This window comes from Nonomuraea sp. NPDC049750, from assembly GCF_040659625.1.
In the GTDB taxonomy this organism is placed as follows: Bacteria; Actinomycetota; Actinomycetes; order Streptosporangiales; family Streptosporangiaceae; genus Nonomuraea.
Window position 1 is genome coordinate 186090 of sequence record NZ_JBFANB010000001.1, and the last position, 25167, is coordinate 211256.

General features: G+C 69.3%; 29 protein-coding genes. 7 read left to right on the top strand and 22 right to left on the bottom strand.

Features of this window, described 5'->3' with window-relative positions; translation table 11 throughout:
• Window position 1: 1 nt before the first annotated feature.
• From AB0J16_RS00835 to AB0J16_RS00860, 6 genes are all read right to left on the bottom strand, one after another.
• Entirely contained in the window at window positions 2-994 is a 993-nt protein-coding gene (locus AB0J16_RS00835) for a T3SS effector HopA1 family protein (protein WP_358532952.1), read from the bottom strand.
• On the bottom strand, window positions 987-2267 hold the full coding sequence (locus tag AB0J16_RS00840) for a phosphotransferase (RefSeq protein ID WP_358532955.1): 1281 nt from the start codon (window positions 2265-2267) through the stop codon (window positions 987-989). The genes AB0J16_RS00835 and AB0J16_RS00840 overlap by 8 nt, the downstream gene beginning before the upstream one ends.
• A gap of 3 nt (window positions 2268-2270) precedes the next feature.
• A complete protein-coding gene (locus tag AB0J16_RS00845) occupies window positions 2271-2528 on the bottom strand; it encodes a hypothetical protein (protein WP_358532957.1) in 258 nt (85 codons plus the stop codon).
• Between the two features lie 130 nt (window positions 2529-2658).
• The gene (locus AB0J16_RS00850; protein WP_358532959.1) at window positions 2659-3540 is read right to left on the bottom strand and encodes an alpha/beta hydrolase; all 882 of its coding nucleotides are present in this window, start codon (window positions 3538-3540) and stop codon (window positions 2659-2661) included.
• A gap of 142 nt (window positions 3541-3682) precedes the next feature.
• Window positions 3683-4324, bottom strand: coding sequence for a GNAT family N-acetyltransferase (locus AB0J16_RS00855; protein WP_358532962.1), 642 nt, complete (start codon window positions 4322-4324; stop codon window positions 3683-3685).
• Window positions 4325-4463: 139 nt separating this feature from the next.
• A complete protein-coding gene (locus AB0J16_RS00860; RefSeq protein WP_358532964.1) occupies window positions 4464-5003 on the bottom strand; it encodes a hypothetical protein in 540 nt (179 codons plus the stop codon).
• A 402-nt stretch (window positions 5004-5405) separates the two neighbouring features.
• Between AB0J16_RS00860 and AB0J16_RS00865 the strand changes: the two genes are divergently transcribed.
• Window positions 5406-5873, top strand: a complete 468-nt coding sequence (locus AB0J16_RS00865) for a hypothetical protein (protein WP_358532967.1) — start codon at window positions 5406-5408, stop codon at window positions 5871-5873.
• Here the strand turns inward: AB0J16_RS00865 and AB0J16_RS00870 are convergent.
• The gene (locus AB0J16_RS00870; RefSeq protein WP_358532969.1) at window positions 5866-6189 is read right to left on the bottom strand and encodes a hypothetical protein; all 324 of its coding nucleotides are present in this window, start codon (window positions 6187-6189) and stop codon (window positions 5866-5868) included. The two genes, AB0J16_RS00865 and AB0J16_RS00870, sit on opposite strands and share 8 nt — an antisense overlap.
• Window positions 6190-6319: 130 nt before the next feature.
• Window positions 6320-7111 carry an alpha/beta hydrolase gene (locus tag AB0J16_RS00875; protein ID WP_358532971.1) on the bottom strand — a complete coding sequence of 264 codons (792 nt, stop codon included), beginning with the start codon at window positions 7109-7111 and terminating at the stop codon, window positions 6320-6322.
• A gap of 89 nt (window positions 7112-7200) precedes the next feature.
• Between AB0J16_RS00875 and AB0J16_RS00880 the strand changes: the two genes are divergently transcribed.
• Complete coding sequence (locus tag AB0J16_RS00880; protein WP_358532972.1) at window positions 7201-7788, top strand: TetR/AcrR family transcriptional regulator; 588 nt, start codon at window positions 7201-7203, stop codon at window positions 7786-7788.
• Between the two features lie 109 nt (window positions 7789-7897).
• On the opposite strand, the gene AB0J16_RS00885 is transcribed toward AB0J16_RS00880, so the two are convergent.
• Both AB0J16_RS00885 and AB0J16_RS00890 read right to left on the bottom strand, forming a co-directional pair.
• Complete coding sequence (locus AB0J16_RS00885; RefSeq protein WP_358532975.1) at window positions 7898-8077, bottom strand: hypothetical protein; 180 nt, start codon at window positions 8075-8077, stop codon at window positions 7898-7900.
• 96 nt (window positions 8078-8173) lie between these two features.
• Window positions 8174-8428, bottom strand: a complete 255-nt coding sequence (locus tag AB0J16_RS00890; RefSeq protein WP_358532978.1) for a winged helix-turn-helix domain-containing protein — start codon at window positions 8426-8428, stop codon at window positions 8174-8176.
• Between the two features lie 123 nt (window positions 8429-8551).
• On the opposite strand from AB0J16_RS00890, the gene AB0J16_RS00895 reads away from it, so the two are divergent.
• Together AB0J16_RS00895 and AB0J16_RS00900 are read left to right on the top strand one after the other, a co-directional pair.
• The gene (locus AB0J16_RS00895) at window positions 8552-8779 is read left to right on the top strand and encodes a hypothetical protein (protein WP_358532981.1); all 228 of its coding nucleotides are present in this window, start codon (window positions 8552-8554) and stop codon (window positions 8777-8779) included.
• Window positions 8776-9012, top strand: a complete 237-nt coding sequence (locus AB0J16_RS00900) for a hypothetical protein (protein ID WP_358532984.1) — start codon at window positions 8776-8778, stop codon at window positions 9010-9012. Before AB0J16_RS00895 ends, AB0J16_RS00900 begins: the two co-directional genes overlap by 4 nt.
• A 403-nt stretch (window positions 9013-9415) precedes the next feature.
• Here AB0J16_RS00900 and AB0J16_RS00905 read toward each other — a convergent pair whose 3' ends face one another.
• Both AB0J16_RS00905 and AB0J16_RS00910 read right to left on the bottom strand, forming a co-directional pair.
• A complete protein-coding gene (locus tag AB0J16_RS00905; RefSeq protein WP_358532987.1) occupies window positions 9416-10009 on the bottom strand; it encodes a TetR/AcrR family transcriptional regulator in 594 nt (197 codons plus the stop codon).
• A complete protein-coding gene (locus AB0J16_RS00910) occupies window positions 10006-10203 on the bottom strand; it encodes a hypothetical protein (protein WP_358532990.1) in 198 nt (65 codons plus the stop codon). The genes AB0J16_RS00905 and AB0J16_RS00910 overlap by 4 nt, the downstream gene beginning before the upstream one ends.
• Before the next feature lie 166 nt (window positions 10204-10369).
• Here AB0J16_RS00910 and rph point away from each other — a divergent pair, with 166 nt between their 5' ends.
• Window positions 10370-13036 carry a rifamycin-inactivating phosphotransferase gene (gene rph / locus AB0J16_RS00915; RefSeq protein WP_358532992.1) on the top strand — a complete coding sequence of 889 codons (2667 nt, stop codon included), beginning with the start codon at window positions 10370-10372 and terminating at the stop codon, window positions 13034-13036.
• An 18-nt stretch (window positions 13037-13054) separates the two neighbouring features.
• On the opposite strand, the gene AB0J16_RS00920 is transcribed toward rph, so the two are convergent.
• On the bottom strand, window positions 13055-14029 hold the full coding sequence (locus AB0J16_RS00920) for a YihY/virulence factor BrkB family protein (RefSeq protein ID WP_358532995.1): 975 nt from the start codon (window positions 14027-14029) through the stop codon (window positions 13055-13057).
• 128 nt (window positions 14030-14157) lie between these two features.
• Between AB0J16_RS00920 and AB0J16_RS00925 the strand changes: the two genes are divergently transcribed.
• A complete protein-coding gene (locus tag AB0J16_RS00925; protein WP_358532998.1) occupies window positions 14158-14787 on the top strand; it encodes a helix-turn-helix domain-containing protein in 630 nt (209 codons plus the stop codon).
• Window positions 14788-14806: 19 nt separating this feature from the next.
• Here the strand turns inward: AB0J16_RS00925 and AB0J16_RS00930 are convergent, their stop codons facing one another.
• Complete coding sequence (locus AB0J16_RS00930) at window positions 14807-16105, bottom strand: M28 family peptidase (protein WP_358533001.1); 1299 nt, start codon at window positions 16103-16105, stop codon at window positions 14807-14809.
• 76 nt (window positions 16106-16181) lie between these two features.
• Here AB0J16_RS00930 and AB0J16_RS00935 point away from each other — a divergent pair, with 76 nt between their 5' ends.
• Window positions 16182-17009: an alpha/beta hydrolase gene (locus AB0J16_RS00935; RefSeq protein ID WP_358533003.1), complete on the top strand. Its 828-nt coding sequence runs from the start codon at window positions 16182-16184 to the stop codon at window positions 17007-17009.
• Here the strand turns inward: AB0J16_RS00935 and AB0J16_RS00940 are convergent.
• Genes AB0J16_RS00940 through AB0J16_RS00975 form a run of 8 tightly spaced genes read right to left on the bottom strand, consistent with a single transcriptional unit; the run spans window position 17006 to window position 25167 of the window.
• Window positions 17006-17950 carry a hypothetical protein gene (locus AB0J16_RS00940; protein WP_358533006.1) on the bottom strand — a complete coding sequence of 315 codons (945 nt, stop codon included), beginning with the start codon at window positions 17948-17950 and terminating at the stop codon, window positions 17006-17008. The genes AB0J16_RS00935 and AB0J16_RS00940 overlap by 4 nt on opposite strands.
• The gene (locus AB0J16_RS00945) at window positions 17947-19164 is read right to left on the bottom strand and encodes an FAD-dependent oxidoreductase (RefSeq protein WP_358533008.1); all 1218 of its coding nucleotides are present in this window, start codon (window positions 19162-19164) and stop codon (window positions 17947-17949) included. Before AB0J16_RS00945 ends, AB0J16_RS00940 begins: the two co-directional genes overlap by 4 nt.
• Entirely contained in the window at window positions 19161-19853 is a 693-nt protein-coding gene (locus tag AB0J16_RS00950) for an SDR family oxidoreductase (protein ID WP_358533010.1), read from the bottom strand. Before AB0J16_RS00950 ends, AB0J16_RS00945 begins: the two co-directional genes overlap by 4 nt.
• Complete coding sequence (locus AB0J16_RS00955) at window positions 19850-20614, bottom strand: SIS domain-containing protein (protein ID WP_358533012.1); 765 nt, start codon at window positions 20612-20614, stop codon at window positions 19850-19852. The genes AB0J16_RS00950 and AB0J16_RS00955 overlap by 4 nt, the downstream gene beginning before the upstream one ends.
• Complete coding sequence (locus AB0J16_RS00960) at window positions 20611-21465, bottom strand: ROK family protein (RefSeq protein ID WP_358533015.1); 855 nt, start codon at window positions 21463-21465, stop codon at window positions 20611-20613. The genes AB0J16_RS00955 and AB0J16_RS00960 overlap by 4 nt, the downstream gene beginning before the upstream one ends.
• Entirely contained in the window at window positions 21462-23462 is a 2001-nt protein-coding gene (locus AB0J16_RS00965; RefSeq protein WP_358533017.1) for a hypothetical protein, read from the bottom strand. Before AB0J16_RS00965 ends, AB0J16_RS00960 begins: the two co-directional genes overlap by 4 nt.
• A complete protein-coding gene (locus AB0J16_RS00970) occupies window positions 23459-24259 on the bottom strand; it encodes a carbohydrate ABC transporter permease (RefSeq protein ID WP_358533020.1) in 801 nt (266 codons plus the stop codon). The genes AB0J16_RS00965 and AB0J16_RS00970 overlap by 4 nt, the downstream gene beginning before the upstream one ends.
• On the bottom strand, window positions 24256-25167 hold the full coding sequence (locus AB0J16_RS00975) for a sugar ABC transporter permease (protein ID WP_358533023.1): 912 nt from the start codon (window positions 25165-25167) through the stop codon (window positions 24256-24258). Before AB0J16_RS00975 ends, AB0J16_RS00970 begins: the two co-directional genes overlap by 4 nt.

Consider the following 25167-nt stretch of genomic DNA (forward strand, 5'->3'; position numbering starts at 1 on the left):
GTCATGGCGCGGGAGCCAGGTCGGCGGGCGGATCGGGGCTCAGGTGCGGGGCGTCCAGGTCGATCCCGGCGCGGGCGAAGCGTTCTTCGACGGCCGCCAGTCTGGCCGCGTCGTCCGTCCATCCCGATTCGTGCGACCGTACCAGCGCCTCCGCGAGCAGTCGGCAGCGGTGCTCCCCGAAGCTCTCCCCCGTTCCGGGATCCTCAGCGAACCCCAAGCCGGGCGCCAGCTCAGCGGTGAACACCGGTGTCCGAGGCGCCAGGAACCCACCGATCTCGGCATGCAGCGCCAGCATCAGGTCGGCCAGCTCCGGATGGTCGTCACGGGCCAGGTAGACCACACCCGCGTCGCACCGGCTGAAGGCGCCGGGATCGTTCAGTACCTTGAGCTGGAAGGCCGCGCCCGCCGAGTTGAGCAGCCGCGTCGCGGCCCCGACGAACGGGACGGCCCCGTCCGCGCGGAGGTTCCAGTACAACCGCACCACCCGGCCGCTCGGCCCGGTGTCCATCGGGCGGTCGGCGCGGGCCAGGTAGAAGCCCGGGGAGATCTCGAAGAGCTCCTTGGGCAGCCGCATCGCGGCCCGTTCACCGACGACCGGTACACCCGCCAACTCGGTGGCGTGGACGGTCAGCTCCAGCCCGTTCTTGGCGACCATCACCCCGCGCTCGTCGATTCCGCGCACGTGCCAGCCGTCGTCCAGATATCCCTGCCCGCAGTTCGCCGCCGACAGCGCGGCCGCGAAGCCGCTACGGCTCGCGGACGACCCCTGGACACTCCAGCGCGGCGGCTCGGCCCGGCCGCGCCAGTAGAAGTCGCCGTACAACTGACCGGCCAGCCGGTGCACGAGGTAGTCCCGGCTGGCACGCGGACTGAGCACCTGGGCGGCGCGTACGGTCAGCCGGGGCGACATCCGCCCGAACCAGGTGTAGCGCGTCGGCGGGTGAATACGCGTCGCGGCGACGGCCTCGGCCACCAACGCGCGGCTGTCACTCATCAGCCCCTCCTCGCAGGGTCACGCCAACCAGATCAGCTTCGCCTCGCAGTGGTGCGCCTGCTCCTCCTCGCAAGGGCGGCGCACCAACCGGGTCGGCTCCTCTTCGCGGGCGTACACCCGGCCGGTCGGCCTGGCCTCGCCAAGGCACACCGAGCAGGTGCTCGACCGCTTCTTCCGGCCGTACCAGCACGTTCTCCGCCAATTGCGCCAGGCACACCACGGTCGTGGAGACGCGGGCGGCACCCTGAGCCCGTTCGTACGCCGACTGCAGCAGGCGCGCCCCGGCGTAGCGGGCGCTGCGGATCAGCGCCGCGTCCGCCGTCGCGGCGTCCCACTCACGCGTGCCGGCGTACGCCGCCCAGAACGCGCGCATCGCCGGTCGCATGCGCGTCAGCGGGTACTCGGCCAGCTCCAGGTAGCGGTCGGGCAGCTCGCTGCCGGTCACCGGGATCGAGGCCAGCCAGCAGCCGAGGTAGGCGCCGAACACCGAACCGGTGTCCCAGCACGCGTCTCCCAGGTCGGCGAACTCCCAGTCGACGAGCGCCACCCGGGTACGCCGCCCCGACGCCCCGCTCGCGAGTACCAGGCAGTTGTCCCATTTGACGTCGTGGTGGACGAAGGCATCCTGACGCCAGCCGGTACGCAGCGCCGCGAGCGCCGCCCGGAGCTCCGGGGACGACTGCAGGATGCGGACGAGTTCGAGGCCCGCGTTGCTCATCTCGCGATAGAACGCCGTTCCCGGACGGTCGATCCCGAGCACCCAGGGCAGCCGCCCGGGAAAGTCCGCCGGATTTCGCCGCGCCGCGGCAAAGGCGCGCTCGTGCAGGTCGGCGAGCGCGGTCCCGAGCCGGGTTCCGACGGTGGCCGGAAACCGGCGCGTACGAGAGTGGTACGAGGTGAGATCCCACGCGTCCGGTAGCGCTTCCAGGATGAGCAGATCGCGCTCGGCGTCGAATCCACGGCAGCGCGGCAGTGCTCCCGTTATCCCCCCGCCGCTGGAAGGGCGCGGTAGTGAGTCGAGCAGGTCGAGCAGAGAGTAGACCGCCGCCTCGTGCGCCAGCGACCCGCTCCCGGTCCAGCCGGTAGCCGACTGGACCGGATCGGAACGACCCTGTTTGACGAACAGCCCGACCGCCGGCTCAGCACTCACCAGGACGTTGTGATTGCGGCGGGACGCGTCGACGACGATGAGACCACCGTCGACCACCGCCTCCGGGTGAACGTACTGCCGATCCAGCAGGTAGGTGGTGAGTTCCGGCAGAGCGAGAACCATCGGTCAGCACACGAACTCGCGGGTCGGGCAGAAGGAACCGGTCGGCGTGTCGGGGCAGCTGTTGGTGCAGTCGGTCGTCGGGAATCGGCAGGTCGGGATGTGCTGGTTGATCGAACAGTCGATGCCCTGTGTCCCCGAGGCGCGGACGTAGGGGTCCCGGCGCACCGCGAACGGAGTGACGTCGGCCGAAGGCAGGTACCGGGCCGCGATACCGCCCTGGAGAAAGGACGCTTGCGCGGTGACGCCGTACTGAATGCTCATTGCTTTTCTCCCCATGGGTGTGCGGCGAATGATGTCGTCGCATCCGTTTGTGAGGCGGCCCCCTGGAGATATGGCGTTCCACCACGTTCCAACCCGTTCCATGCCGCATGGCCGGGAACCCGGGGTGAGGTCAGCGGCTGGCGAGCTCAGCGAAGATGTCCACCAATTCAGGCCGGTCGAACGGCCCGAAATGGGGCGCCGCGATGCTTCGCACGTCAGTCAGGTTGTCCGGAGTGAGGCGGTCGGCCTCGTTGATGAACCGGTCCTGCAGCGCCGGCGGAACCAGCCGGTCGAGGGTGAAGCGCACATAGGTACGGGGAATCCGGCCCCAGGTCTCCGCCTGGCCCCGGGCTTCGGCCATGGGGATGCCGGCGGTCTCGTCTGGTTCGAGCAGGTTGAGTAGCCGGCTCACACCTTCGTCGGTGAAGTCGCCGGCAAGGGCCGCTTTGACGCCTTGGAACACCACCGGGTCGGCCGAGCGCCAGTTGAGCCGGCTCACCCCCAGGACCGCCGGGTCGGCGACCATCGCCGCGGTCAATTGGGGGAACAGGCTCTCGCTGTTCTCCGGCGTTTCGAGGTAGGCGGCCATGTTCGGCAGGTCGACGCAGCAGTACGCCGCGACATAGACCACCCGGTCGAGCAGGTCGGGGATGGCGTTGCCGACCCTGCTCACGGTGACCCCGCCCTGGTCGACGCCGGCGAGGATCACCGGCCCGTGGCGGCGGGCGCGACGCACCACATCCTCAACTCGCTCGACATAGTCGTCGATGGTGATCTTGGCGAGCGGCGACGGCTCGGTCGCCAGCGCCTCAAGATCCTGCGGGGCCTGGTACCCACGAGGGAAGTACGCCTCGCTGCCGTGTCCAGGAAGGTCGACGGCCACGCTCCGGTGCCCGCGCAGGTTGAGTTCGGTGATCAGCCCCGACGCCAGAGCGGACGAGGAGTTGGTGCCGTGGACGAACACCAGGGTCGGCGGGCGCCGATCAACGTTGGCCGCTGCTTCGTGGGTCATCTGTTCTTCCCTTGTGTTTGTTGGTGGATACCGCTGTGTTTGTCGGGTGCCGCGAATTGGCAGCGGTGTTTGTCGGGTGCCGCGAGTCGGCGGCTGTGTTTGTTGGGTGCCGCGAGTCGGCGGCGTTGTCGTACATCGGCCGTCAACGACTCGGGGGCCGCCACATCGGCCATAGGAGCGGGCTGTCGGCCACGCGAAGCGGTTCGCCGAGATTCTCGAATCCGTACCGCAGGTAGAGGGCCCGGCTCCGGGGCGAACTCGCCTCCAGATAAGTGCCGAGCCCGTCGGCGTCCGCTCGCGCCAGCCGGTGCCGCAGCATCGCCGAGCCCAGCCCGGCGCCCCGCCGCTCGCCGACCACCCCTATGCACGGCAGGTAGAGGTGCGGTTCGTGAGCGGGGTGCCGCTCAGCCAGTGCCTCATCCAGAGCCCGCGCCCGCGCGCCGATCTCACTGAAGCCCATGTCCGACCCCGCGTCCGGGCCCGTCTCCGGTGCATCCGGACGCCCCTCATAGACCGGATGCTCTCCAGAGAGCGTTTGACCCGCGGCCAGCGTCAGCCACACCGACGCCCCCTCGCGACGGCCGACCAGGTATGCCTCCCCGGCGGGATGGCTGAGCAAGGCGCGGTAGAAGCGCGGCTGCAGCCGACCTCTCTCGCCCGCCGCAGGAAAGGCCCAGCAGGCGACGGGATCGTTCATGAACGCCACGGCGAGGACGTCCAACACCGCCTGATGGTCTTCGACATCCGCCCGCCGCACGGATGCGTACGCCGTATCAAGTGCCATGCGCACACGGTATCGACGCCGCCAGCCGCGTGCGCTTTATCCGGCCATTTAGCAAAAACAAGTGCACTAGTCCTGCCAGATATTGCACTAGTACATTTCCAGCAGCATAAAGGGCTCGGGGACTCCAACCCGTACACGGTCAGGAGGATCCGTCACCCAGCACCTGAGGCCGCTCCCACACGTCACGGCCGTTACGCCAAAGCTCGGAAGCATGCTGCGCGAGCCGGTCGAACAGGCCGTCGTCCTGATGGCGCCGCAGGTGCAGCAGCGGTGAGTCGTGCCCCACCAGCTTGGCCAGGTGCGGGGCGACGAGCATCTCGGAGTCGAAGCGGAACACGCTCATGGCGAGGTGCTCGTCGCCGAACCGGGCCTCCACCCCCGCGACGTCCCGCAGTCGCTCGATCGCGGACAGAGTGATCCGGATGCGGGTCGAGACGCTCAGCGGAGCGTTCTCCACCTCCTCACGGTGGCGGGTCACGTCGCTCTCCGGGTCTCCGACCACGAACCAGATCTTGCATCCCTGCTGGGCTTTCCGCTCAAGGAGCGTCACCAGGTTGGGGTGTTCGAGCCACAAGAAGTAGTTGGTGTAGTCGGCGAACACGATCTCGTCGTCCGCGGAGTTGATCAGATTGCACCAGTTCGATTTCGGACACGCGGAACGATACGGATAGACGGTCAAGACTTCGCGATCCGGCCCAGTTTTGAGGGTGTTGCGAAGAGCGTCTGGCCATAGCACGGAATGTCTCAGCTCCTAGTGCCTCTCCGACGGACCACTGGCGTCGGGGCGTGGAAGGCGAGTTCGTCCTGCAACCAGCGTTGGCCACGGTGCACCTCGGGGGACTGAGGACGTCGGGGACGTTTTGACGTTAACGCCGGAAGGTCCTGGACGTCTCGATAACGCGGTGTGCACGGCGCATGACGCACGGAGAACTACGGCGACAGTACGACTCGAGTAGCCACCACAACGCCTGCATTCGAACGCGGATACGACTGCGAAGAGTGATCTATAGCCTACATAACGTGTCTGACGCGACTACCGTTTCAGACGACGGACCACCCGCCACCCATGGAGCCCCCCGCTGTGTGGACCAAACACTCCGCCGTCATCGCCACAGCCCTGACCCTGGCCACCACGCCAGCTAACTGCGGCAGCGGCAGCGGCAGCACCACCCATCCCGCAGGCCGCCACGGCTGCGTCAACTCGTGGGGACCGCTTACCGTCGTCCAGGTCGGCACCGCCGAACCCCGCATCCGAGCGAGCCTCCGCGTCAGGTGCGACCAAGAGGTCATCACCACCTTCATGGCCAGGTTCGCCATCGACCACAAGGACGGTCGTTTCGCCGACTGGTACGAGGTCGACTACGACCATTACCACGAACTGCCCGGACTCGCTCACTCGTACCCATTGCTGTCGCGGCCGTGTCGGGATGGCTGGTACCGCGCCCGAGCGTCGATCTCCGGCACGTTCATCGACGGCAGCCCCTACAAGGTCACCGACGAGAGCAGCAGTACCAGCTTGGACTGCGACAACTCCGAGCCGCTCACATGAACGGCGCTGCTGGATCTCCCCGGTGCGAACACGAGATGTGCAGGCGCGGGTGCGCGGGCACCACGCCTGCCGCCCAGCAGCAAGCCGCGTCCGAGTCGGCCTGCGGGATGTTCCCTGTCGCGTAGATGGGCTCGGCTGCCATCGGATCAGCGTCGGCCGGCCAGACGCCCCAGCCGCCGTGCCACCAGGCGACCCGCCACACCTGCTCGTCCCCTTCCGCTGGCGGGTCATCTGCGAACGCATGGATGGGCCGGTGCCAGAACCAGCGCCGTCGACTCGGCCGAAAGTAGAAGCCCTGGCGCTTGTGACCGAACATGCACCTAGGGTTGCACGAGAACTAGCGGCTTGCACGGTGAGTGCTGTAGCGATCTTGCCGTGCCGCCGTGAGCGATGGATCCAGGCACCACCTTCAACCATGGTCGGCCTCCATCCGAATGAGAAAGACGTCAGCGCAGGGCGTCGCGGAGCGCCTGGGCGAAGGGTTCCGGATCGTTGATGAAGGCGATGTGGTTGCCCGGAAACTCGACGTACGGGCAGCCGGTGCGCTCGGCGACGATGGGCGCGGTACGGGCATAGAACGCGCCGGTGCTGGCGCTGCCGGCCGCACTGACCATCGCCACCCCGTTGACGCGGATCCGGTCGAGGTCCGGCGTGTAGTACGTGATCGGCAGGAACTCTCGCGACAGAAAGAACTGGCTGTTCGGGGTGATGTTCTCCGCCGAGATGCGGGCGACCGTGGATTCGTGGAAGCCCACGAAGGAGGAGTGGAACACCTTCATGGCCGCGACCTCGCCCTCTTTGACGAAGGTGTCGTGGGCACCGTCCATGAACGTCTGCCAGAAACGGCCGTCGGGCAGGATCGACATGACCGGAGCCTCGTGGGCGATCAGTTTTGTGATCGCTTCCGGGTGGTGAGCGGCCAGTTCGAGGCCGATGGAGGCGCCGCAACTGTTGCCGAAGATGTAGGCCCGCTCGTGGCCCAGGGCATGGATCACGGCGACGGCGTCGCGGGCCTGCTGGGCCATGTCCATGTCCTGGGTGGTGTCGCCGGTGCTGCGGGAGTTGCACCGGCGGTCATAGCTGACCACCGTGTACTCCTCGGCGAGCAGGGCGGCCAGGCCCTGGTGACGGGCGGCGTCGCCGCCACCGCCGGAGATCAGCAGCAGCAGCGGGCCGCGGCCCTGGTAGTCGTAGACGATCTGCGCGCCCTCGGTGTGAACGCTGTCCGTGGTGATCATGAACTCTCCTTAAGATGCTGGGCGCATCTAATTGCGTTTCGGTACGCTAACACGCGTAAGATGCGAAGCGCATCCTAAGGAGTGATCAAGTGACGGCCACGCGGCGACGGGGAGAACGGCTGGAGCACGCCATCCTGGACGCGACCTGGCAGATAGTGACCGAAGTCGGCTATGCCAGGCTGACGTTCGAAGCGGTTGCCGCGCTGGCCGGCACCAGCCGCCCGGTGCTCAGCCGGAGATGGCCCACCCGGGCCGAACTCGCGCTCGCCGCCATGGAGCACGCCGCCCCGCCCAGCATCAAGGCGCCGGACACCGGCAGCCTGCGTTCGGACCTGATCGAGCTGCTACGGCAGGCGGTGAACGGGCTCGGCACCGTACGCGGCGAGGTGCTGGCGGGATTGGCCGCGGAAACGGCCCGCGACCCGGACGCCACCGCCGCCCTGCACGCCTGGCTCGCCCGCTCCACCCGCGAAGACACGACGGCGACCGTACTCGCCAGGGCAGCGGACCGGCACGAGATCCGCGCCGTGGACCTGTCGCCGCGAGTGCTCCGACTGCCCTTCGACCTGGTACGCAACGAAGTGGTCGTCTACGGCCACCTGCCCGCCGACGACACGATCACCTCCATCGTCGACGATGTCCTCCTCCCCCTCATCCACCAACTCACCACCGCCTGACAACGCGTCAAGAGACCCATTCGCCCGTGGAGCCCATGCGGCCCCAACGCAGCCAGCCACCCGCGCACGGCCATCGCCGCCCTTCGCAACATCAGCGTGTCACCCTGGCTCAGGCCCTGGCCATCTGCTCGGGCATGCCGAACTCGGAGGCCATGTGGAGGACCTGGCCGCTCTCCTCCAGGACGCACTTGGTGCCGATGTGCGACCCGGCGCTGGTCACGGCCTCGACCAGCAACTCATCGAGGCGGGATGAGCCGTTCGCCGCGCCGAGGACTCGGGCCTCCTGCACCCGCTCAGCACACTCCGCTCACGCGCAGGTGCATGGGCAGTTCCTCAATCTCATCCGGGCCGACCTAGCGAACCTCGATCGACTCGTCGCTGCGCGCTAGGTGGTCTCCGGTTCCCAGTGTTCGCGGTCCGCGACCTTCGAGCCGATGCCCGGCTCTGTCCGGATCAAGCCGTCCGCGCGAAGCTGCCGGATGACCTTCTGTGCTGTGGCGTTCGCGATGCCGAACTCTGCCGTCAGGTCCACGAGCGACGGGACGCGCTCCCCGACTTCGATTTCTCCTGAGCGGATCCGTCCGCTGATCACCGCGTACACCTGTCGCCAACGAGGCTGTTCGGTCTCGATCTGTGCCACGTGATCACGCTAGGGACATCTGCCTCACGTGGCGATGGCGGCGCACCTAGTAGACCTAGCGCACGTAGCGCACTAGCCCTACTCTTGGCACCAGGACAAGACAGGTGAGCGAGGCGAGGCTCAATGGATCAGCCCGATTACCAGACCCCAACCCCGATGGTCGGATTCGAGGTCTGGCGCCAGGATGACGGGACGTGGCGCGGTCGGCACAAGGACAGCGGCCGGGAGATCAGCGCGGAACACTGGGAACTGCTCATCTGGCGGGCCCGCGAAACGGTCATGTTCGTAGCGATCACGAATATGACCGAGCTTCTCCAGCGAGTCACCCCAGACACCGGCGAATCCAAGTGACCGCCGTTCACGTCGGTCTGGAGTGGACCCCATACATCGAGCGCGTCGAGCGCTCCCGCGTGCTGGAGTTCGTCGCGATGGGCAGAGTCGAGTACGAACTGTGCGGCGAAGGTGGACAGTGGGTCATCCGGCGCACCGACCGAACCAACGGCCCGACCGTCGTCACGGAGTCGAGCCGGGGACGGCCACGCGACGTTCAAGAAGTCTGGCGGAAGATCTGGCTCTGGGGTTGACCGCTCACGGCTGGCCGTGTCGCTTCAGGAGGCCACCGCAAGGGCCACGGCCCGTCATCAGGGCGGAAGAAAGAGCGGGTCACCGGCGGTCAACGATTCTGTTAATGCGGAAAAGCGTAAGGGGCTCGAATACTTGGGTTTCGCTACCGACCAACTCCGGCGTCCCCCTGGACGACAATGCGCTGCTCGCTTTCGACTGCCGGAGTACTGGACGTGGTCGAATCGGCCGAATGCCGGGGAGCGCGAGGGGCTGGCAAGCCCCTCGCCCGGGGGCGAAGCCCCCAATAAGAGCGCCCGAGCGAAGCGAGGACCATGCTTTTGTGGGGCATGGGGGCGCAGCCCCCATTGAACACAGCCCGACCTTCCATAGCGCGAAGCGCCCAAAGAGGGAGGCCCTTGCTTGTCAGGGGTGGTAGCCGATCTGCTGGAGTACGGCCGTGAGGTACGACTTGACGTCGGCCGCGCTCGTCGAGTCCGGATACGCGCCGAGGTGGTGCAGTATCGCGCCGGTGAGCAGCTGCTGGATGATGTTCAGGTCCCTGTCGGGTGGTAGCTGGCCGTTGTCGCGGGCCCGGCTCAGTGTCGTGATCTCGGCCGAGGCGCGGCCGCCGCTATAGGAGTTGCGGTACGTCTGGAGCAGCTCGGGATAGTCGTCCACGGCGCCATAAAGCCGGCGGAGCATGCAGCGGTTTCGGGGCATGCTCAGATAGGTGGCCCAGTCGGTCAGCATCCGGTCGATGTCCGGCCAGTCGAGGATCTCCGACTCGGGCGCCTGGTGGACCGACTCGATGGCCTGGATCAGCAGTGAGGTCTTGTCGGGGAATCTCCGGTAGACGGTGGCCCTGGTCACGCCGGCCCGTTGGGCGACCTGCTCGATGCTGGTGAGCACGGCGCCCCGTTCGATCAGCAGGTCCAGTGCGGCGGCGAGGATGGCCGCGTCCACCTCCTGGCTGCGCGGCCGACCAGCCGGCCGCTGCGAGGCCGCGGTGCCGCTCATGTTGACCGCCCAGGGAGAGCCACCACGCTCATCCCCTCCACGCCGACGAGCGGGCCGACGAACGGGCCGACGAAGATGCTCGCGAAGATGCCGGGCCAGCAGCCGACGAAGGGCCCGGCGAACGGACCGGGCGAGGTGCCAGGGGACGTACCGGCGATGGTGCAGACGAAGGCGCCGGCGGAGGTGCGAGACACGACCGCATTGTAGCCGCGCGGCACCGGACCGGCCCGAGCGGCCCGAGCGGCGAGCCGGGGTGATCGAAGGGCATGGGGTCTCCTGCGGTTTGATTTCAATACAGTACTGTACTGTATTGGTAGTGGCTCGAAGCCCTTCACACGAGAGGGCAGATGGGATTCAGCGATGAGCGCCTACGTACTCGGCTTCCACGAGATCGACAAGACCCTGCTCCCCCAGGTCGGCGGGAAGGGCGCCAACCTCGGCGAGCTGTCCGGCATTGACGGCGTTCGCGTGCCGGACGGGTTCTGCGTGACCACTGCGGCGTATCGGGCGATCGTGGAGGAGGACCCCACGGTCAGCGCGCTGATCGATGGGCTGGCCGGTCTGCGGGCCGACGACCGCCCGGCTATCGCCGCCGCCTGCGCCCGCCTTCGTGCGACGATCGAGGCGCTGGCCGTACCCGCTGAGATCGAGCGGGACATCGTCACCCACCTGGCGGAGCTCGGCGACGTCCCCTGTGCCGTACGGTCGAGTGCCACCGCCGAGGACCTGCCGTCGAGCTCCTTCGCCGGCCAGCAGGACACCTACCTGAACGTCCGCGGCCCCGAGTCGGTGGTCCACAACGTCAGGCGGTGCTGGGCTTCGCTGTTCACCGACCGGGCCGTGGCGTACCGCATCAAGAGCGGCTTCGACCACCGTGCGGTCCAGGTCTCGGTGGTCGTGCAGCGGATGGTCTTCCCCGAGGCGGCGGGCATCATGTTCACCGCCGACCCCGTCACGTCCAACCGGACGGTGGTCTCGATCGACGCGGGCTACGGCCTGGGCGAGGCGCTGGTCTCCGGCCTGGTCAACGCCGACACCTACCGGGTCAAGGCGGGGCAGATCATCGACAAGATCGTCTCCGTCCAGACGATGGAGTTGCGCGCCTCGGCGGATGGTGGCACGGAGGAGCGGCCGGTGGAGGCCGCGCGGCAGAACGCGCAGACCCTGGCCGACGAGCAGATCCTTCAGCTGGAGACCCTCGGGCGGCGGATCGAGGCCCACTTCGGCCGGCCGCAGGACATCGAGTGGGGCCTGTCTGACGGTGTGTTCCACGTGCTGCAGAGCCGTCCCATCACCACGCTGTACCCGGTTCCGGCCTCGGACGACGGCAAGAACCACGTCTACATCTCCTACGGGCACCGCCAGATGATGACCGACGCGTTCACCCCGCTCGGTCTGTCGTTCTTCCTCCTGCTGGACGAGTGGCTCGGCCGGCCGAAGATGGCAGTGGCCGGGAACCGGTTCTACAAGGACATGTCCAACGAGCTCTCGTCGACGTGGGCCAGGCCGGTCACGATCAAGAGCCTCGGCCAGGTCGACGTGCTGATGGCCAACGCCCTGCGCACCGTGCTCAGCCGGAAGGACTTCGTCAAGTCGCTGGCCCACGGGAAGACGTCGGTGATGAACTTCGGCAAGGGCGGGCCCCTGCCGATGGCCCGCCAATACCTCAAGCTGTCCCGCGAGGACGACCCCAGTGTGGTCCCCGAGCTCATCGAGCAGAACGAGGAGTCGGTGGCCAGGCTCCGGGAAGCGATCGCCGGCAAGTCCGGTGACGACGTGTTCGCGTTCATCATCGAGGACCATCGCGAGCTGACCGACATCATGTTCGAGCCGCGGAGCGTGGCGTCAGCGTTCCTCGGCATCCAGTCGGTGAACTGGGTCAACAAGCACATGAACGCATGGCTGGGCGTGAGGAACGCCGCCGACGCCGTCGGCCAGTCGGCCGACCACAACGTCGTCGCGGCGATGGGGCTCGACCTGCTCGACGTCGCCGACGTGGTGCGGCAGTACCCGGCCGTCCTCGACTATCTCGGCGGAGGCGCGGACGAAGGCGGGGGCGCGGGCGAAGGCGGATCCGAGCGCGACATGTTCTTCACCGGGTTCTCCGGCCTCGACGGCGGTGACGTCGTGCGCCAGGCCATCGAGGAGTACCTGCACAAGTACGGCATGCACTGCCAGGGCGACATCGACATCACCAGGACGCGCTGGAGCGAGGACCCGACGCTGCTCGTCCCGCTCATCCTCGGCAACATCAAGAACTTCCCGCCCGGCGAGCGCGAGCGCCGCGTCGAGCAGGGCCGTGCGGACGCCGAGCGCTCGATGAACGACCTCCTGGACCAGCTGAGAAGCAAGGTGGGCGGCCGGAAGGCGAAGAAGGCGGCGCGGCAGATGAGCCTGGTGCGCCACTTCATCGGATACCGGGAATACTCCAAGCACGCGTGCCTGCAGCGCTACGGCCTGTACAAGCAGGCGCTGATGGGCGAGGCCAGGAAGCTGGTGGCGCAAGGCGTGATCAAGGAGCCGGAGGACGTCTACTTCCTGTCGCTGGAGGAGTTCAGGCAGGTGGTCAACAGCGGGCGGCTGGACTACGCCGTGATCACCGAACGGCGGGAGGCGCACGAGACGTACCAGAAGCTGACCCCGCCGCGAGTGATCACCTCGGAGGGCGAGGTGATCAACGGCGAGTACGACGCGGGCGATCGGCCCGAGGGGGCGCTGGCGGGCATCCCGGTGTCGTCCGGCGTCGTGGAGGGCCGCGCGCGGGTCGTGCTGAGCATGGAGGACGCCGAGGTGGAGGAGGGCGACATCCTGGTCACGGTCTTCACCGACCCGAGCTGGTCGGCGCTGTTCGTCTCGGTGAAGGGCGTCGTCATGGAGGTCGGCGGGGTGATGACGCACGGCGCGGTGGTCGCGCGGGAGTACGGACTGCCGTCAGTCGTCGGCGTGGAGGGCGCCACCCAGCGCATCCAGGACGGGCAGCTCATCCGGGTGAACGGAAGCGAGGGCTACGTGGAGCTGCTGTCCTGATCGTCCCGAAAGGGAAGGCTACGTGGAGCTGTTGTCCTGATCACGGGTTCCGTCAATGTCCGGATCGTCGATCTTCGTGGTGTCGCGCGGCTCCACGTACGGCTCCCGCCCGGGGGACTGACCCGCCTCGATGGCGCGTTCGCGGGCGAGCTCGGCGTCGAACTCCACGCCGAGCAGCACGGCGATGTTGGTGATCCACAGCCAGATCAGGAAGACGACGACGCCGGCCAGTGCGGCGTAGGTCTTGCTGTAGGTGGCGAAGTTGGCCACGTAGAAACCGAACACGGCGGACGCGACGATCCACACCGTGACGGCCAGCACGCTCCCGGGGGTGATCCATCGGAAGCCGGGCTGTACGACGTTGGGCGCCGCCCAGTACAGCAGGGCCAGCACGAGTGTCACGACGAGGACCAGGATCGGCCACTTGGCGATGCCCCACACGGTCAGGGCGGTCTGACCGATGCCGAGAAGCCGACCGGCCTGGTCGGCGAGCCCGCCGGTGAACACGACGGCGACCGCGCCGGCCGCCATCAGGACCACCAGCACGGCGGTGATGGCCAGGCGCAGCGGCAGCGTCTTCCAGACGGGGCGGCCTTCCGGCATCTCGTACATGACGTTCGAAGCCCGCATGAAGGCCCCCACATAGCCGGAGGCCGACCACAGGGCGATGGCCAGGCCGACGACGGTGGCGAGGCTCGCGGCGCGCGGGCTCTCCTGCAGCGCCTGGAGCGCGGTGTCGATGATCTGCCGCGCGGGCCCCGGCGCCATCGCGCTCAGGTTGTCCGCCAGCGGCTGGGTGGCCGACTGGCCGAACACGCCGAGCAGCGAGACGACCGCGAGCAGCGCCGGGAAGATCGACAGGACCGCGTAGTAGGTGAGCGCCGCCGCCCAGTCGGTGACCTTGTCGTCCCTGAACTCCTTGACGGTCCGCTTGAGCACTCCCCACCAGGAGCGCTTGGACAACTCCGCCGGCCCTTCGACTACCTGCGTCACGATCTTCCCGCCCTCAGCTGGTCGTGGCCTGGCGGCTACCCTCGCCTTCCATCCCTACGCCTACGACCGCTATACGCGCGCATAGTAGGCTTTCTGTGCAGGCAGCGAGCTATACAAAAGGTGGCAGCGTGACGATCGCACCCGACCCCGAAGACCTCACCGCCCGCGCCCGGATCCGCGACGCGGCGCTGCGGCACTTCGGCGAGCACGGGTTCGAGCGGGCCACGATCCGGGGCATCGCCGAGACCGCCGGTGTGTCCTCCGGGCTGGTACGCCACCACTTCGGCTCCAAAGAGGCGCTGCGCGACGCCTGCGACGACTATCTGGCCAAGTTGATCCGCCGGATCAACGACCAGGTCCGGAACGACACCATGCCGAGTGACGTGAACTATGTGGCCGTCGCCCGGAACCTCCTGGGGCCCCACCAGCCGTATGTGGGACGGGCCCTGGCCGAGGGACGGGCCGAGGCCGTCTTCGACGAGCTCGTACGGCTGAGCGAGGAGTGGATCGAGGAGTACGACAGGACCCGGCCCGATCCCTCTCCGGTGCCCCGCAAGGCACGGGCGGCGGTGGGCACCGCGATGGCGCTGTCGGTGACCGTCCTGCGCCACCACATGTCCCGGGCCCTGGGCGTCGAGGTGCTGAGCCCCGAGGGGGACAAACTGCTCGCCAAGACCCTGATCGACATCTACTCGCATCCCATGCTCAGCCTGGAGGACGCCGCCAAAGCCCAGGCCGCCCTGGATCAGCCCGGCTGAGACTCAGTGCGGGTGAGACTCAGCCCAGCTGAGGCGACCACCCGGCGGTCCCGGCCACGATGCGCACGGCCGCGCGGGCCAGCGGCTCCAGCCCCGCCACGTCGATCTTGTCGAGCGTGTCGGCCGAGTCGAACAGGTACATCGGCGCCGACAGGAAGTGCACGAGTGGCACCCCCTCCGGATGGAAGAACGCCCCGTCGGTCGGCGGCATGGGCGAGAACACGTCGGGCGGCAGCACGAAGGACCGCCGCAGGCCCTCCTCCGCCAGCGTCTCGGCGACCAGCTTCTCCAGCCGCGGCATCCGGCTGGTGAACCACCACCTGACCTCGGGGTCCGCGGTGGGAACGAGCTCGCCGTCCACGGCCTCGCAGCGCAGCGCCGCGTGTTCGAGATGCAGCTGAAGCACCACATCGGCCAGCGCCGCGCGGTGACGCTCGATGAACGCCCGAGTGCCCGCCGCATGCGCCATGTGCCCGGACGTCAGCAGGAACATCAGGTTGTGCGGCCGCGCCGAGACGGGCACAGCGGCCCAGTGACGCGCGGCGGCCAGGACGAGCGCGATGCCGGAGGCGTCCTCGACGGCTGAGGCCCACGGCCCGTCGTGGTGGGAGCCGATGATGACCGTGTGCGGCGAATTGCCGGGCAGCGTGGCGACCACGTTGTGCGTGGTCACCGTGTCGATGACCGACTGGGCGACCAGCTCACCCGTGCAGGGCAGCCGGTCCAGGAGCCGCCGGGCATCGGCCCGCGACAGCCACAGACCGGGAATCGGCCGCTCGATCGCGTCATAGGGCACGTAGTAGTCGCGCGTCTCCCACGGCAGCCCGGTCAGCGCCCCGATGAAGCCGGCCGCGCCCGCCTCCAGCGCGGGCTCGACGACCTCCATCATCCGCGGTCCGAACGGGAGGGTCTGGACGAGCGTGTCGAAGACGCCCTCCGGGTCGTAGGACGACGTGGCCAGCGTGCTGACGTACGACTGCGGCAGCTCGGTGAAGGCCAGTTCGTCCACCGCGATGTCGCCGGGCCGCGCGTCGGCGAGCGGCGCGATCCTGGCGCGCAGGCTATCCGTCGGCAGGGTGTGCGGGAGCGGGAACCCGGTCAGCTCCGTGCCGTCGTCGAGCCGCAGCACCCCGGTGCCGGGCTGCCAGCGGGGCACCTCCACCGGCTCCAGCGAGACCTCCAGCCCGAACTCTGTCAGCCGCTCGGCCAGCCACTGCTCGGTCCACGCGTCCGCCGGATAGCCCGGCCGCCGGATGCCCCGGGACACGACGGTCTCGATCCAGCCGAGCATCTCGGCGGCGGAAGGCAGGTGATCCATGGGCTGATCCAACCATTGACAGCGGTCCTTTGTGAAGCGACAGTTTCGGTCATCCGTACAACTTTGTGGAGGCTGTATGAAGCTCGTCGTGGCCGTCATCATGGTCCTGCTGGGGATCATGGCCAGACCGGCCCAGGCCGCGGACACCATCGAGGCGCACTACAAGGTCGCGGGCCCCTGGGCGGTCACGACCGCCGACGCCCCGGGTTACAAGCTCTACTACCCGGCCGACCTCGGCGCCGGAGGTGTCAAGCATCCGATCATCACCTGGGGCAACGGCACGGGCGCCGTGCCCACGCAGTATTCCGGGTTACTCAACCAGCTCGCCTCCTGGGGCTTCGCCGTGGTCGCCTCGACCGACACCACGACCGGCACCGGGTCGGAGATGATCGCCGCCGCCCAATACCTGATCGCCAGGAACGCCGACAGCTCCAGCGTCTTCTACGGCAAGCTCGACGTGACGAAGGTCGGCGCGGTCGGCCACTCCCAGGGCGCCGGCGGCTCGGTGAACACCGCGACCAAGTCCGGCGGCCTGATCGACACCGTCGTCCCCATCGCGCTGCCCGCGCCCATCTGGGTGGGTTCGGGGGACAAGTTCTACGTCGACCAGTTGGCCTGCCCGGTGCTCTTCGTAAGCGGCGCCAACGACACCATCATCTCGCCCAACTCGGCCCTCCAGACGTACTACGGCCAGGTCCCGGGAGCGGCGGCCAAGGCGCAGCTCAAGGGCGCCGACCACAACACGATCCAGGGCACGGGCGGCGGCTTCCTGGGTTATGTGACGGCCTGGCTGATGTACCAGCTCCAGGGCGACACCTACGCCAGAGGCGCCTTCGCCGGCACCACCCCGGAGCTCAACACCAACGCCGGCTGGCAGAACCAGGTGGAGAAGAACCTGCCCTAACGACGCAGCGCGAAGGCGGCGCGCGGGTTGCCGATCAGCGCCGCCTTCGCCACCTCACCCAGCCCCGCGGCCTCCAGCCGCGGCACGAACCGCTCCAGAAGGTACGTCAGGCCGGGCCCGCCGCCCAGGCTCGGCCAGTACGACCTGCGCGCCAGGTCCATCCCGAACAGCACCCGATCCCCCAGCCCGCGCTCGGCGAGCTCGGCGACGAGCGTGACGATCGCGCTGTCCGGGCCGTACTTGACCCGCCCCGGCCGGTCAAAGGCCAGATAGGCCCCTCTCTCCGCCAATGAGGCGAGATATCCGGCGTCGGGATTGTGGTCGATGTGCCCGAGCACCACCCGATCGGCCGCCACCCCTTCCGAGGCCAGCGCGTCGAGCAGCTCGTGCCCCATCGTGCCCTTGTCGCAATGGGTGACGACCGGCACCCCCGTCCGCCGGGCGGCGGCGGCCACCGCGCCCACCAATCGCGCCACACCGCGCCCGAACGAGTGATATGACGTGGCGATCTTGATGGCGCCCGCGCGGGCAGACGACCGCCGCACCAGCGGCCCCACCAGCCCGTACTCGTCCATGCCCTGGTCGATCTCGGCCACGAGGAGCTCCGTGATCTCGTCGACCGAGTAGCGGTGCATCCAGTGCATGTCGCTGTAGTAACCGCTCTTGTGGAACCCGGTCACCGCGATCACGTGCAGCCCGGTCCGCTCCGCCAGCTCCTTCATCAGGGACGGACTGCGGCCGAACCCGAGCGGCGTCATCTCGACCACCGCGGAAAGGCCCAGCCGCTGCGCCTCCGTCACCTCCACCACGGCCGCGTCGAAGGAGTCGAGCCGGTAGTCCGGCTCGTTGCGTACCGGCCAGCCACCGGTCATGAACAGGTGCTCGTGCGCATAGGTGATGCCAAGCTCCTCGACATCCCCCAGCACGGTACGGACGGTCACAGAAGCGCTCCTTCTTCTCGCAGCCGCGTGCGCAGCAGTTCTACGTCCACCGCCGCGGGCTCCACCCCGGCCTGTACGGCCAGCGCCGCGGCCGTCCCCGCCGCCTGCCCCATCGCCATGCACTGCCCCATGGACCGGGCGGAGGCGTGGGCGTCGTGCGTGGCCGACAGGCAGCGCCCGGCCACGATCAGCCCGCCGATCTCGACGGGGAGCAGGCACCGGTAGGGGATGCCGTAGGTGCCGAAGTCGTGGACGTACTCCCAGCGGGTGGCGGCCCCCGAGTCGTGGTCCTCGATGGGCGCGCCGCACCGCGCGATCGTGTCGGGAAAATCCCTCCCGGCCAACACATCATCAGAAGTCAGGACATATCGTCCGACTAGGCGCCGTGACTCCCGTACACCAATACGTATGGACGTGCTGAGCAGCACGGCCGAGCCGTACCCCGGGACCTTCGCCCGCAGGAAGGCGACATAGTCGCGGACCTGCCGCCGCCCCACCCGCTCGGCCTCCGCCAGCTCCACCGGGTCGGTCGGGTCGAGGCCGGTCACCCGCGTGAGGTTGGTGTGCACGATCCCGTCGTTCACGGTCCGATGCACGGACCCCTCGCGCCGCGGCAGGTCGGCGTCAGCCATCAGCGCGTGCAGCTCCGCCGTACTGGTGGCGGACAGATCGACCCCGCCGAGCCGGAACGTGGCCGTCATCGGCTGGAGCCGCATGCCAGGGCGTTCGAGGGTGGCCCCGGCCCGCCAGGCGACCTCGGCGTCCCCGGTGGCGTCGATCACCACCCGGGCCTTGACCAGGAACCGGCCCGCCACGGTCTCCACGACGACGCCGGTGCCCGGCACGAAGTCGCAGACCCTGGCGTGCAGGAGCGCGTCCGGGACCAGCTCGTCCCAGACCAGCTTGAGTTCCTCGGGCTCGTAGGTCACTCCGGTGCCCGCGCCATAGGTGTTGGGCCGCTCGAAGGCGGCCCCGGCCTCGAAGAGCCGCTCGCACACCTCCCAGCCGACGCCGCCGACGACCCGCCGCGAGACGGGGCCGGGGGCGTAGAAGCCGTAGAAGGTGTCGAGCACCGCGGCACCCGTACCGCCGAGGAAGCCCGCCGACTCCACCAGCAGGCACGACGCCCCGGCACGCGCCGCCGCGACGGCGGCCGCGCACCCCGCGCTGCCGCCGCCCGCGACCACGACATCGCCTTCCCACAGGACGTTCATCGCAGGTGCCACCCTCCGTCGACGGGAATGACCGCGCCCGTGGTCCGTCCGGACGACGGCGACAGCAGCCACAGCACGGCCTGGGCGACCTCCTCCGGCTGGCACAGCTCGGCGCCGAGCGGCATCAGCGACGGCAGCTTGGCCTTGATCGCCTCGGAGGTCTGGGCGCGGCGGCTCATCGGCGTGGCCACCAGCCCGGCCGAGATCAGGTTGACCCGCACGCCGTGCGGCGCCGCCTCGCGGGCCGCGGTCCTGATCAGCGGGATCAGCGCGCCCTTGGCCGAGGCGTAGGCCACGGTGCGGAAGTCGTCGTCGAGCGAGGAGCCCAGCGCCGAGCCGATCACCACGATCGACCCGCCCTCCCGCATCGCGGGGATCGCCGCGCGCAGCAGCCGGAACACCGACTCGTGGTTGACCCGGTGCACCTCGTGCCACGCCGTGTCGGTGCACTCGACCACGCCGCCGTCACCGAGCGAGCGGCCCGACATGCCGACCGCGTGCACGACGCCGGAGATCTGCCCGTGTACGGCCGTCGCCTGGGCCAGGGCCTTCTCCGCGTGCCCCGGCGTGGTGATGTCGATCCCGCCGGCCAGGTCCACGCCGAAGGCGGCCCCGCCGGTGGCCTCCACCGCCGCCACGCAGGCCCGGCCGATGCCGCCGTCCGAGCCGGCCACCAGTACGGCGCTCATGGTTTCCTGAGCACGGCGGCGGCGCGGCGGGCGTGTTCGAGATAGGCGGCCTCGAACAGCTCCTCCGAGCGCGGGCCGCCGACGAGCTTGGCGCTGGAGATGACCGGCGGGACCCAGCCGCCCGCGACGAGCAGTTCAGCGGTACGGACCTTGATCTCGTTGACCACGGAGACCGCGGCCAGCGTGCTGCCAGGACCGACCGGCTCGGCCAGCCCGTCGACGGAGCACAGCGCGTCACCGACCGGGGTGCACAGGTCGATCACCACGTCGGCGTGGTCGGCGAGCCGGGTCCCGCTGGGGTGACCGGGCTCGACGGCCGTGGTCTCCCGCATCGACGTGACGGCGACCACGGGCAGTCCCGCCTTGCGCAGCCCCATCGCCATCTCGATCGGCACGGCGTTCAGGCCGCTGACGCTGAACACGATGGCCGCGTCGCTCGGCCGCAGCTCGAAGTTGGCCAGGATGGCGTCGGCGAGCCCTTCTACCCGCTCGATGAACATCGCCTGCCGCATCCCGTTCGACCCGGCCACCTGCGTGTAGAACGTCGTCGACAGGTCCACGATGGGATGGAAGCCGGGATAGGAGCCGTAGCGGGGGAACATCTCCTCCACACCCATCCGCGAATGTCCGGTCCCGAACGTGTGCACCACGCCCCCGCCGCCGATGGCCGAGGCGGCCGTCCGAGCGGCCGCGGCGAGCGCGTCCTCCTGTGTCCGCTCGATCTCGCCGAGCAGGTCCATCGCGCGCCGTATCCATTTCATCCAGATCTCCTCCCGTAGAGCGCGGCGCCGATCGCCCCGGCCATCGGGCCGAGTACGGCGGGTAGCACCGCGATTTCCCCGATGAGCGGGCGTCGCCGCTCAAGTTCCTTGTCCAGGGCGGATCGCATGAGATCGAGCGCGCCGGAGATCCCGCCGCCCACGACCACCGTGCCGACGCCGAAGAACGCCGCCGCGTCGCCCAGCGCGATGCCGAGCGCCCAGCCGGCCCTGGACAGCACGCCCAGCGCCCGCCCGTCGCCCGTCCTGGCGGCCTCGGCGACCTCCTTGGGCGAGCCGGAGCCGAAGGCCCGCACGATGCCCGGCCCGCCGGCGAACGTCTCCACGCAGCCCCGGTTGCCGCAGCAGCACACCGGCCCCCAGGGGGAGACCGTGACGTGCCCGATCTCGCCGAGATTGTCGCGCGGGCCGACGAGTATCCCGCCGCGCAGCGCCACCGCCCCGCCCACTCCGGTCCCGAGCACCGCGAACAGCACGTCGGGCAGCCCGCGAGCCGCCCCGAGGAGCAGCTCGGCGAGCCCGAACGCGCGGGCGTCGTTGACCACGGTCACCGGCGCCCCGGTCAGGGCGCCCAGCCGCGAGCCGACCGGATAGCCGTCCCAGTCGCCGGGCGGGTTCGGCACGAACAGCGCGGTCCCGGTGTCGCGGTCCACGTGGCCGGGCAGCCCGATCCCGATGCTCTCCACCCGGCGGGCGGCCAGCGAGGCCACGAACGTCATCGTCTCGTCGGGGTCCGGCGGGGTGGGGACAGTGCCCTCGCCGACCACCCTCTCGCCCTCCAAAACCACCCATTTGGTGTACGTCCCGCCGACGTCGATCCCGAGCCGCGTCACAGCCCGACCCTCAGGACCCGCGAGGCGAACCCGGCGTCCTCGGGCGCCGCGACCGGGCGGAACGGCTCGACGCCGAGCAGCCGCAGGTAGGCCAGCAGCGGTTGGGAGTGGCTGTGCAGGTTGGCGACGGGGTAGGCCTGCATGGCCACGCCGACGTCGGCCAGGTCCCAGGTGCGTCCCGGCCGCTCGGTCTCGGGCGCCAGATAGGCGTCGGGGCCGGACAGCGTGCCTTCCCATACCTCCGGATAGGCAGCCGCATGGGCGGCCAGGGACATCCGGCGCCACCACTGCCAGCCCAGCTCGGGAGCGTGCTCGGCGGCGGCCCAGATCAGCGTCATGTTGATCGCGTACCAGATCGTGCCGACCCCGCCGGGGCCGTATGCGCCCTTGTCGGGCCAGCGCAGCCGGGCGCCCAGCGGTGAATCGGCGGCGGAGGTCCGCTCAATCGTGTGCAACAGCTCCACAGTCCGCTCAGGCGGGGCGGCGCCGCACAGAATCGCCCAAGGCTGCACCTCCAGCCACAGGTCGGACTCCCCGACGACGGCTCCCGGGCCGTACGCGCGCCGGTACCACCGGCCGTTCCACTCCCCCGCCACCAGGTCGCGCAGCTCCTCGCCGAGCTTGCGGGCCTCGGCCGCGGTCGCGTGGTCGCCGAGCCGCTCGGCCAGGACCGCGTAGCGGGGCAGGACCCAGGCGGCCATGGCCGAGTTCAGGACCGACTCGCCGTGGGAGATCATCACCTCGCGGTCCACCCCGCTCTCGGTGATGGCCATGTCGTTCCAGTCGGCGTTCAGTATCCGCAGGTGGCCGTGCTCTCCCCGGCCCACCACGTCGGTGAGGAACCTGAACTGCCGGCGCAGGTTCGCGCCGAGCGACACAGGCGTGGCCCCGTGGACCGGGTGGTACGGCACGGGGGCGCCGAAGGCCGCCAGGTCGCCCGTCGCGCTCAGGTATTCGGCCGCCAGCCACAGGGCCCACAGGTTCTGGTCCGAGGGCCGGAAGAGGTCGGTCCATGGCTGCTTGTCCGGTCCGAGCGCATAAGGCAGATCACCGTCGGGGCCGCCCCAGGCGCACGTGTTGCGCAGTACGGACAGGGCCAGGTCCGGCTCGATGTACACCAGCGGCAGGGCGTGCTGGAGCGGGTCGCGCGCGGCGCCGTTGAAGCCGTGCCGGAAGGAGTAGCACGAGCCCTGGTCGAGGGTGTGGCCGCCGAGCACGCCGTCGGCGCAGGCCGCGCCGGTCAGCAGCGCCGCGTGCCACGGGACCTCCCGCTCGGCCTCGGGCGCCCGCGCCGCGACCGCCCTCGGCAGCCGCTCGCGCAGCGCGGCGAGGCTGCTCGCGAACGACCCCGTCACCTCGCCCACCCTGCCGTCCATCTCGTCGTCCAGCAGCCCGTATCTCAGCTCCAGCAGGCGCTCTCCGCCGGCTGCCAGCTCCAGGGGTACGGCCAGGCGGCCGGACCCGGTTCTGGGGCCGCCGACGAGCTCCAGCTCCAGCCCGGGGTCCTCGGTCGGCTTCGCGCCGTTGATGAGCTCGACCCTGGCAGCCCCGGCCGTCCACTCCTCGGTCAGCTCCAGCCGTACCGGCTCGTCGAGCAGGTTGCGTACGTGCAGCCGGATCAGCACCCATGGGTGCTCGCCCTCGGGGCACAGCACCGTGCGGTCCAGCGCCACGCGGTCGTCGGCGACCCGGACGCTCGCGAACGTCGGCCCGAAGACCCGCTCCGATCCCGAAATATCGGTGGAAAGGGTGCCGACGCGTGTCACCCCCGTGCCACGGGTGAGCCACAGCAGGCCGGTGTGCTCGTCGAACAGGTCGCTGAGCCCGTAGTTGTCCGCGACCAGCGTGATCCGCCGGTTCCCGACATGGACGAAGTGCCGCCGGGTGAGCGGGTCCAGGACGGGGTCCCACTCCGCTCGCGGGTCGCTCTCCTGGTCCGCCGTGTAGGCGAAGGCGGGCAGCCCGTACGCGGTGGTCCATGTGCCGAACGCGCTCATTTCCGTACCCCTCCCAGGGTCAGCCCCGCCACGTAGTAGCGCTGCAGCAGGAACATCAGCACCAGCGGCGGCACCGCCGTGATCAGGGCCGCGGTGCTGACCAGGCCGATGCTGAAGTCGTACTCCGTCTGGAGCTGCGAGAGCCCCACGGGCAGCGGCCAGAGGCCGGGATCGTTGGCCACGATGAGCGGCCACAGCAGGTTGTCCCACTGCGCGAGGAACTGCAGCAGGAAGAGCGTGAGCAGGGCGGGCCGCAGCAGCGGCACCCCGATGCGGAGGAAGATCCGCAACTCGCTCGCGCCGTCCACCCGCGCCGACAGCAGCAGCTCATGCGGCAGGGCCAGGGCGAACTGGCGGACCAGGAACACCCCGAACGCGCTCATCATGAACGGCACGATCATCCCCTGGTAGGAGTTGATCCAGCCCAGCTCCTTGACGATGAGGTACATCGGCACGAGCACCACGATCGGCGACAGCGACAGCGTCCCCACGATGACCGCGAACAGCACCCGGCTGCCGGGGAACCTGAGCTGCGCGAGCGCGTATCCGGCGGCCGAGGAGAAGATCACTTCGAGGACACCGATGCCGAGCGCGAGTATCAGGCTGTTGCGCAGGTAGATCGGGAAGCCGCCCTGGTCGAACAGCTGCGAGACATGCGCGCCCAGCTGGGAGACGTCGAAGCCGAACCCGCCGAGATCGGTCGCGTCCGACGCGGAGGAGACCGCGAACATCGCGTACACCGGCAGCAGCAGGACGGCCACGACCAGGGTCAGGATCGTGTTGCGTACCACCTTCACCCGTCATCGCCTCCCCGGAGCACCCTGAACTGCACGAGCGAGAGCGCCAGCATGGCCACCAGCAGGACCATCGCGATGGCCGAGGCGTAGCCCATGCGCTCGAACCCGAAGCCGGTCGCCCACAGGTAGAGCGGCAGCACCTCGGTGGCGCCGGCCGGGCCACCCTTGGTGAGCAGGAAGGCGGGCACGAACGACTGCATCGCCCCGACCACCGCGATGACCAGCACGAACAGCAGCGTGCGGCGCAGCAGCGGGAGCGTGATGCGGTAGAAGACCCGTATCGGACCTGCGCCGTCGAGCGCGGCCGCCTCGAACACGCTCAGCGGCAACCCCTGCAGCCCGGCGGTCAGGATGATCACGAACAGCCCGAGGTGCTTCCATGTCGTCATGATCACCAGGGCCCAGAGCGCGAGCCCCTCGTCGGTCAGCCACGGCTTCGGCTCGGCCCCGACGAGCCCGATCAGCGCGTTCGCCAGGCCCTTGTCGGCGAAGATCACCGACCACACCATCGAGGTGGCCACCAGCGGCATCGCCGCCGGGATCATGACCAGCCCGCGGAGGAAGGCGTTGTAGCGACCCGGCTTGCTCAGCGGCACGGCTATCGCCAGGCCGAGCACGATCGACGGGACCACGGAGCCGATCGTGTAGAGGGCGGTGACGCGGGCCGAGTTCCAGAAGCCGGGGTCGCCGAGCATTCTGCGGTAGTTGTCCAGGCCAGTCCATTCGGGTGTCCCGGCGAAGTCGTAGCTGGTGAAGCTGAGATACACGGCCGCGACGAACGGCACGAGCCAGAAGACCAGGAAGTAGACTGCCGCCGGCAGGGCCAGCAGGCCACCGGTGCGCGCCTCCGCCCATCGCTGGCCCTTGCCCGAGACCTTTGTGACGGGCGGCACCAGTCGTAAGGACAT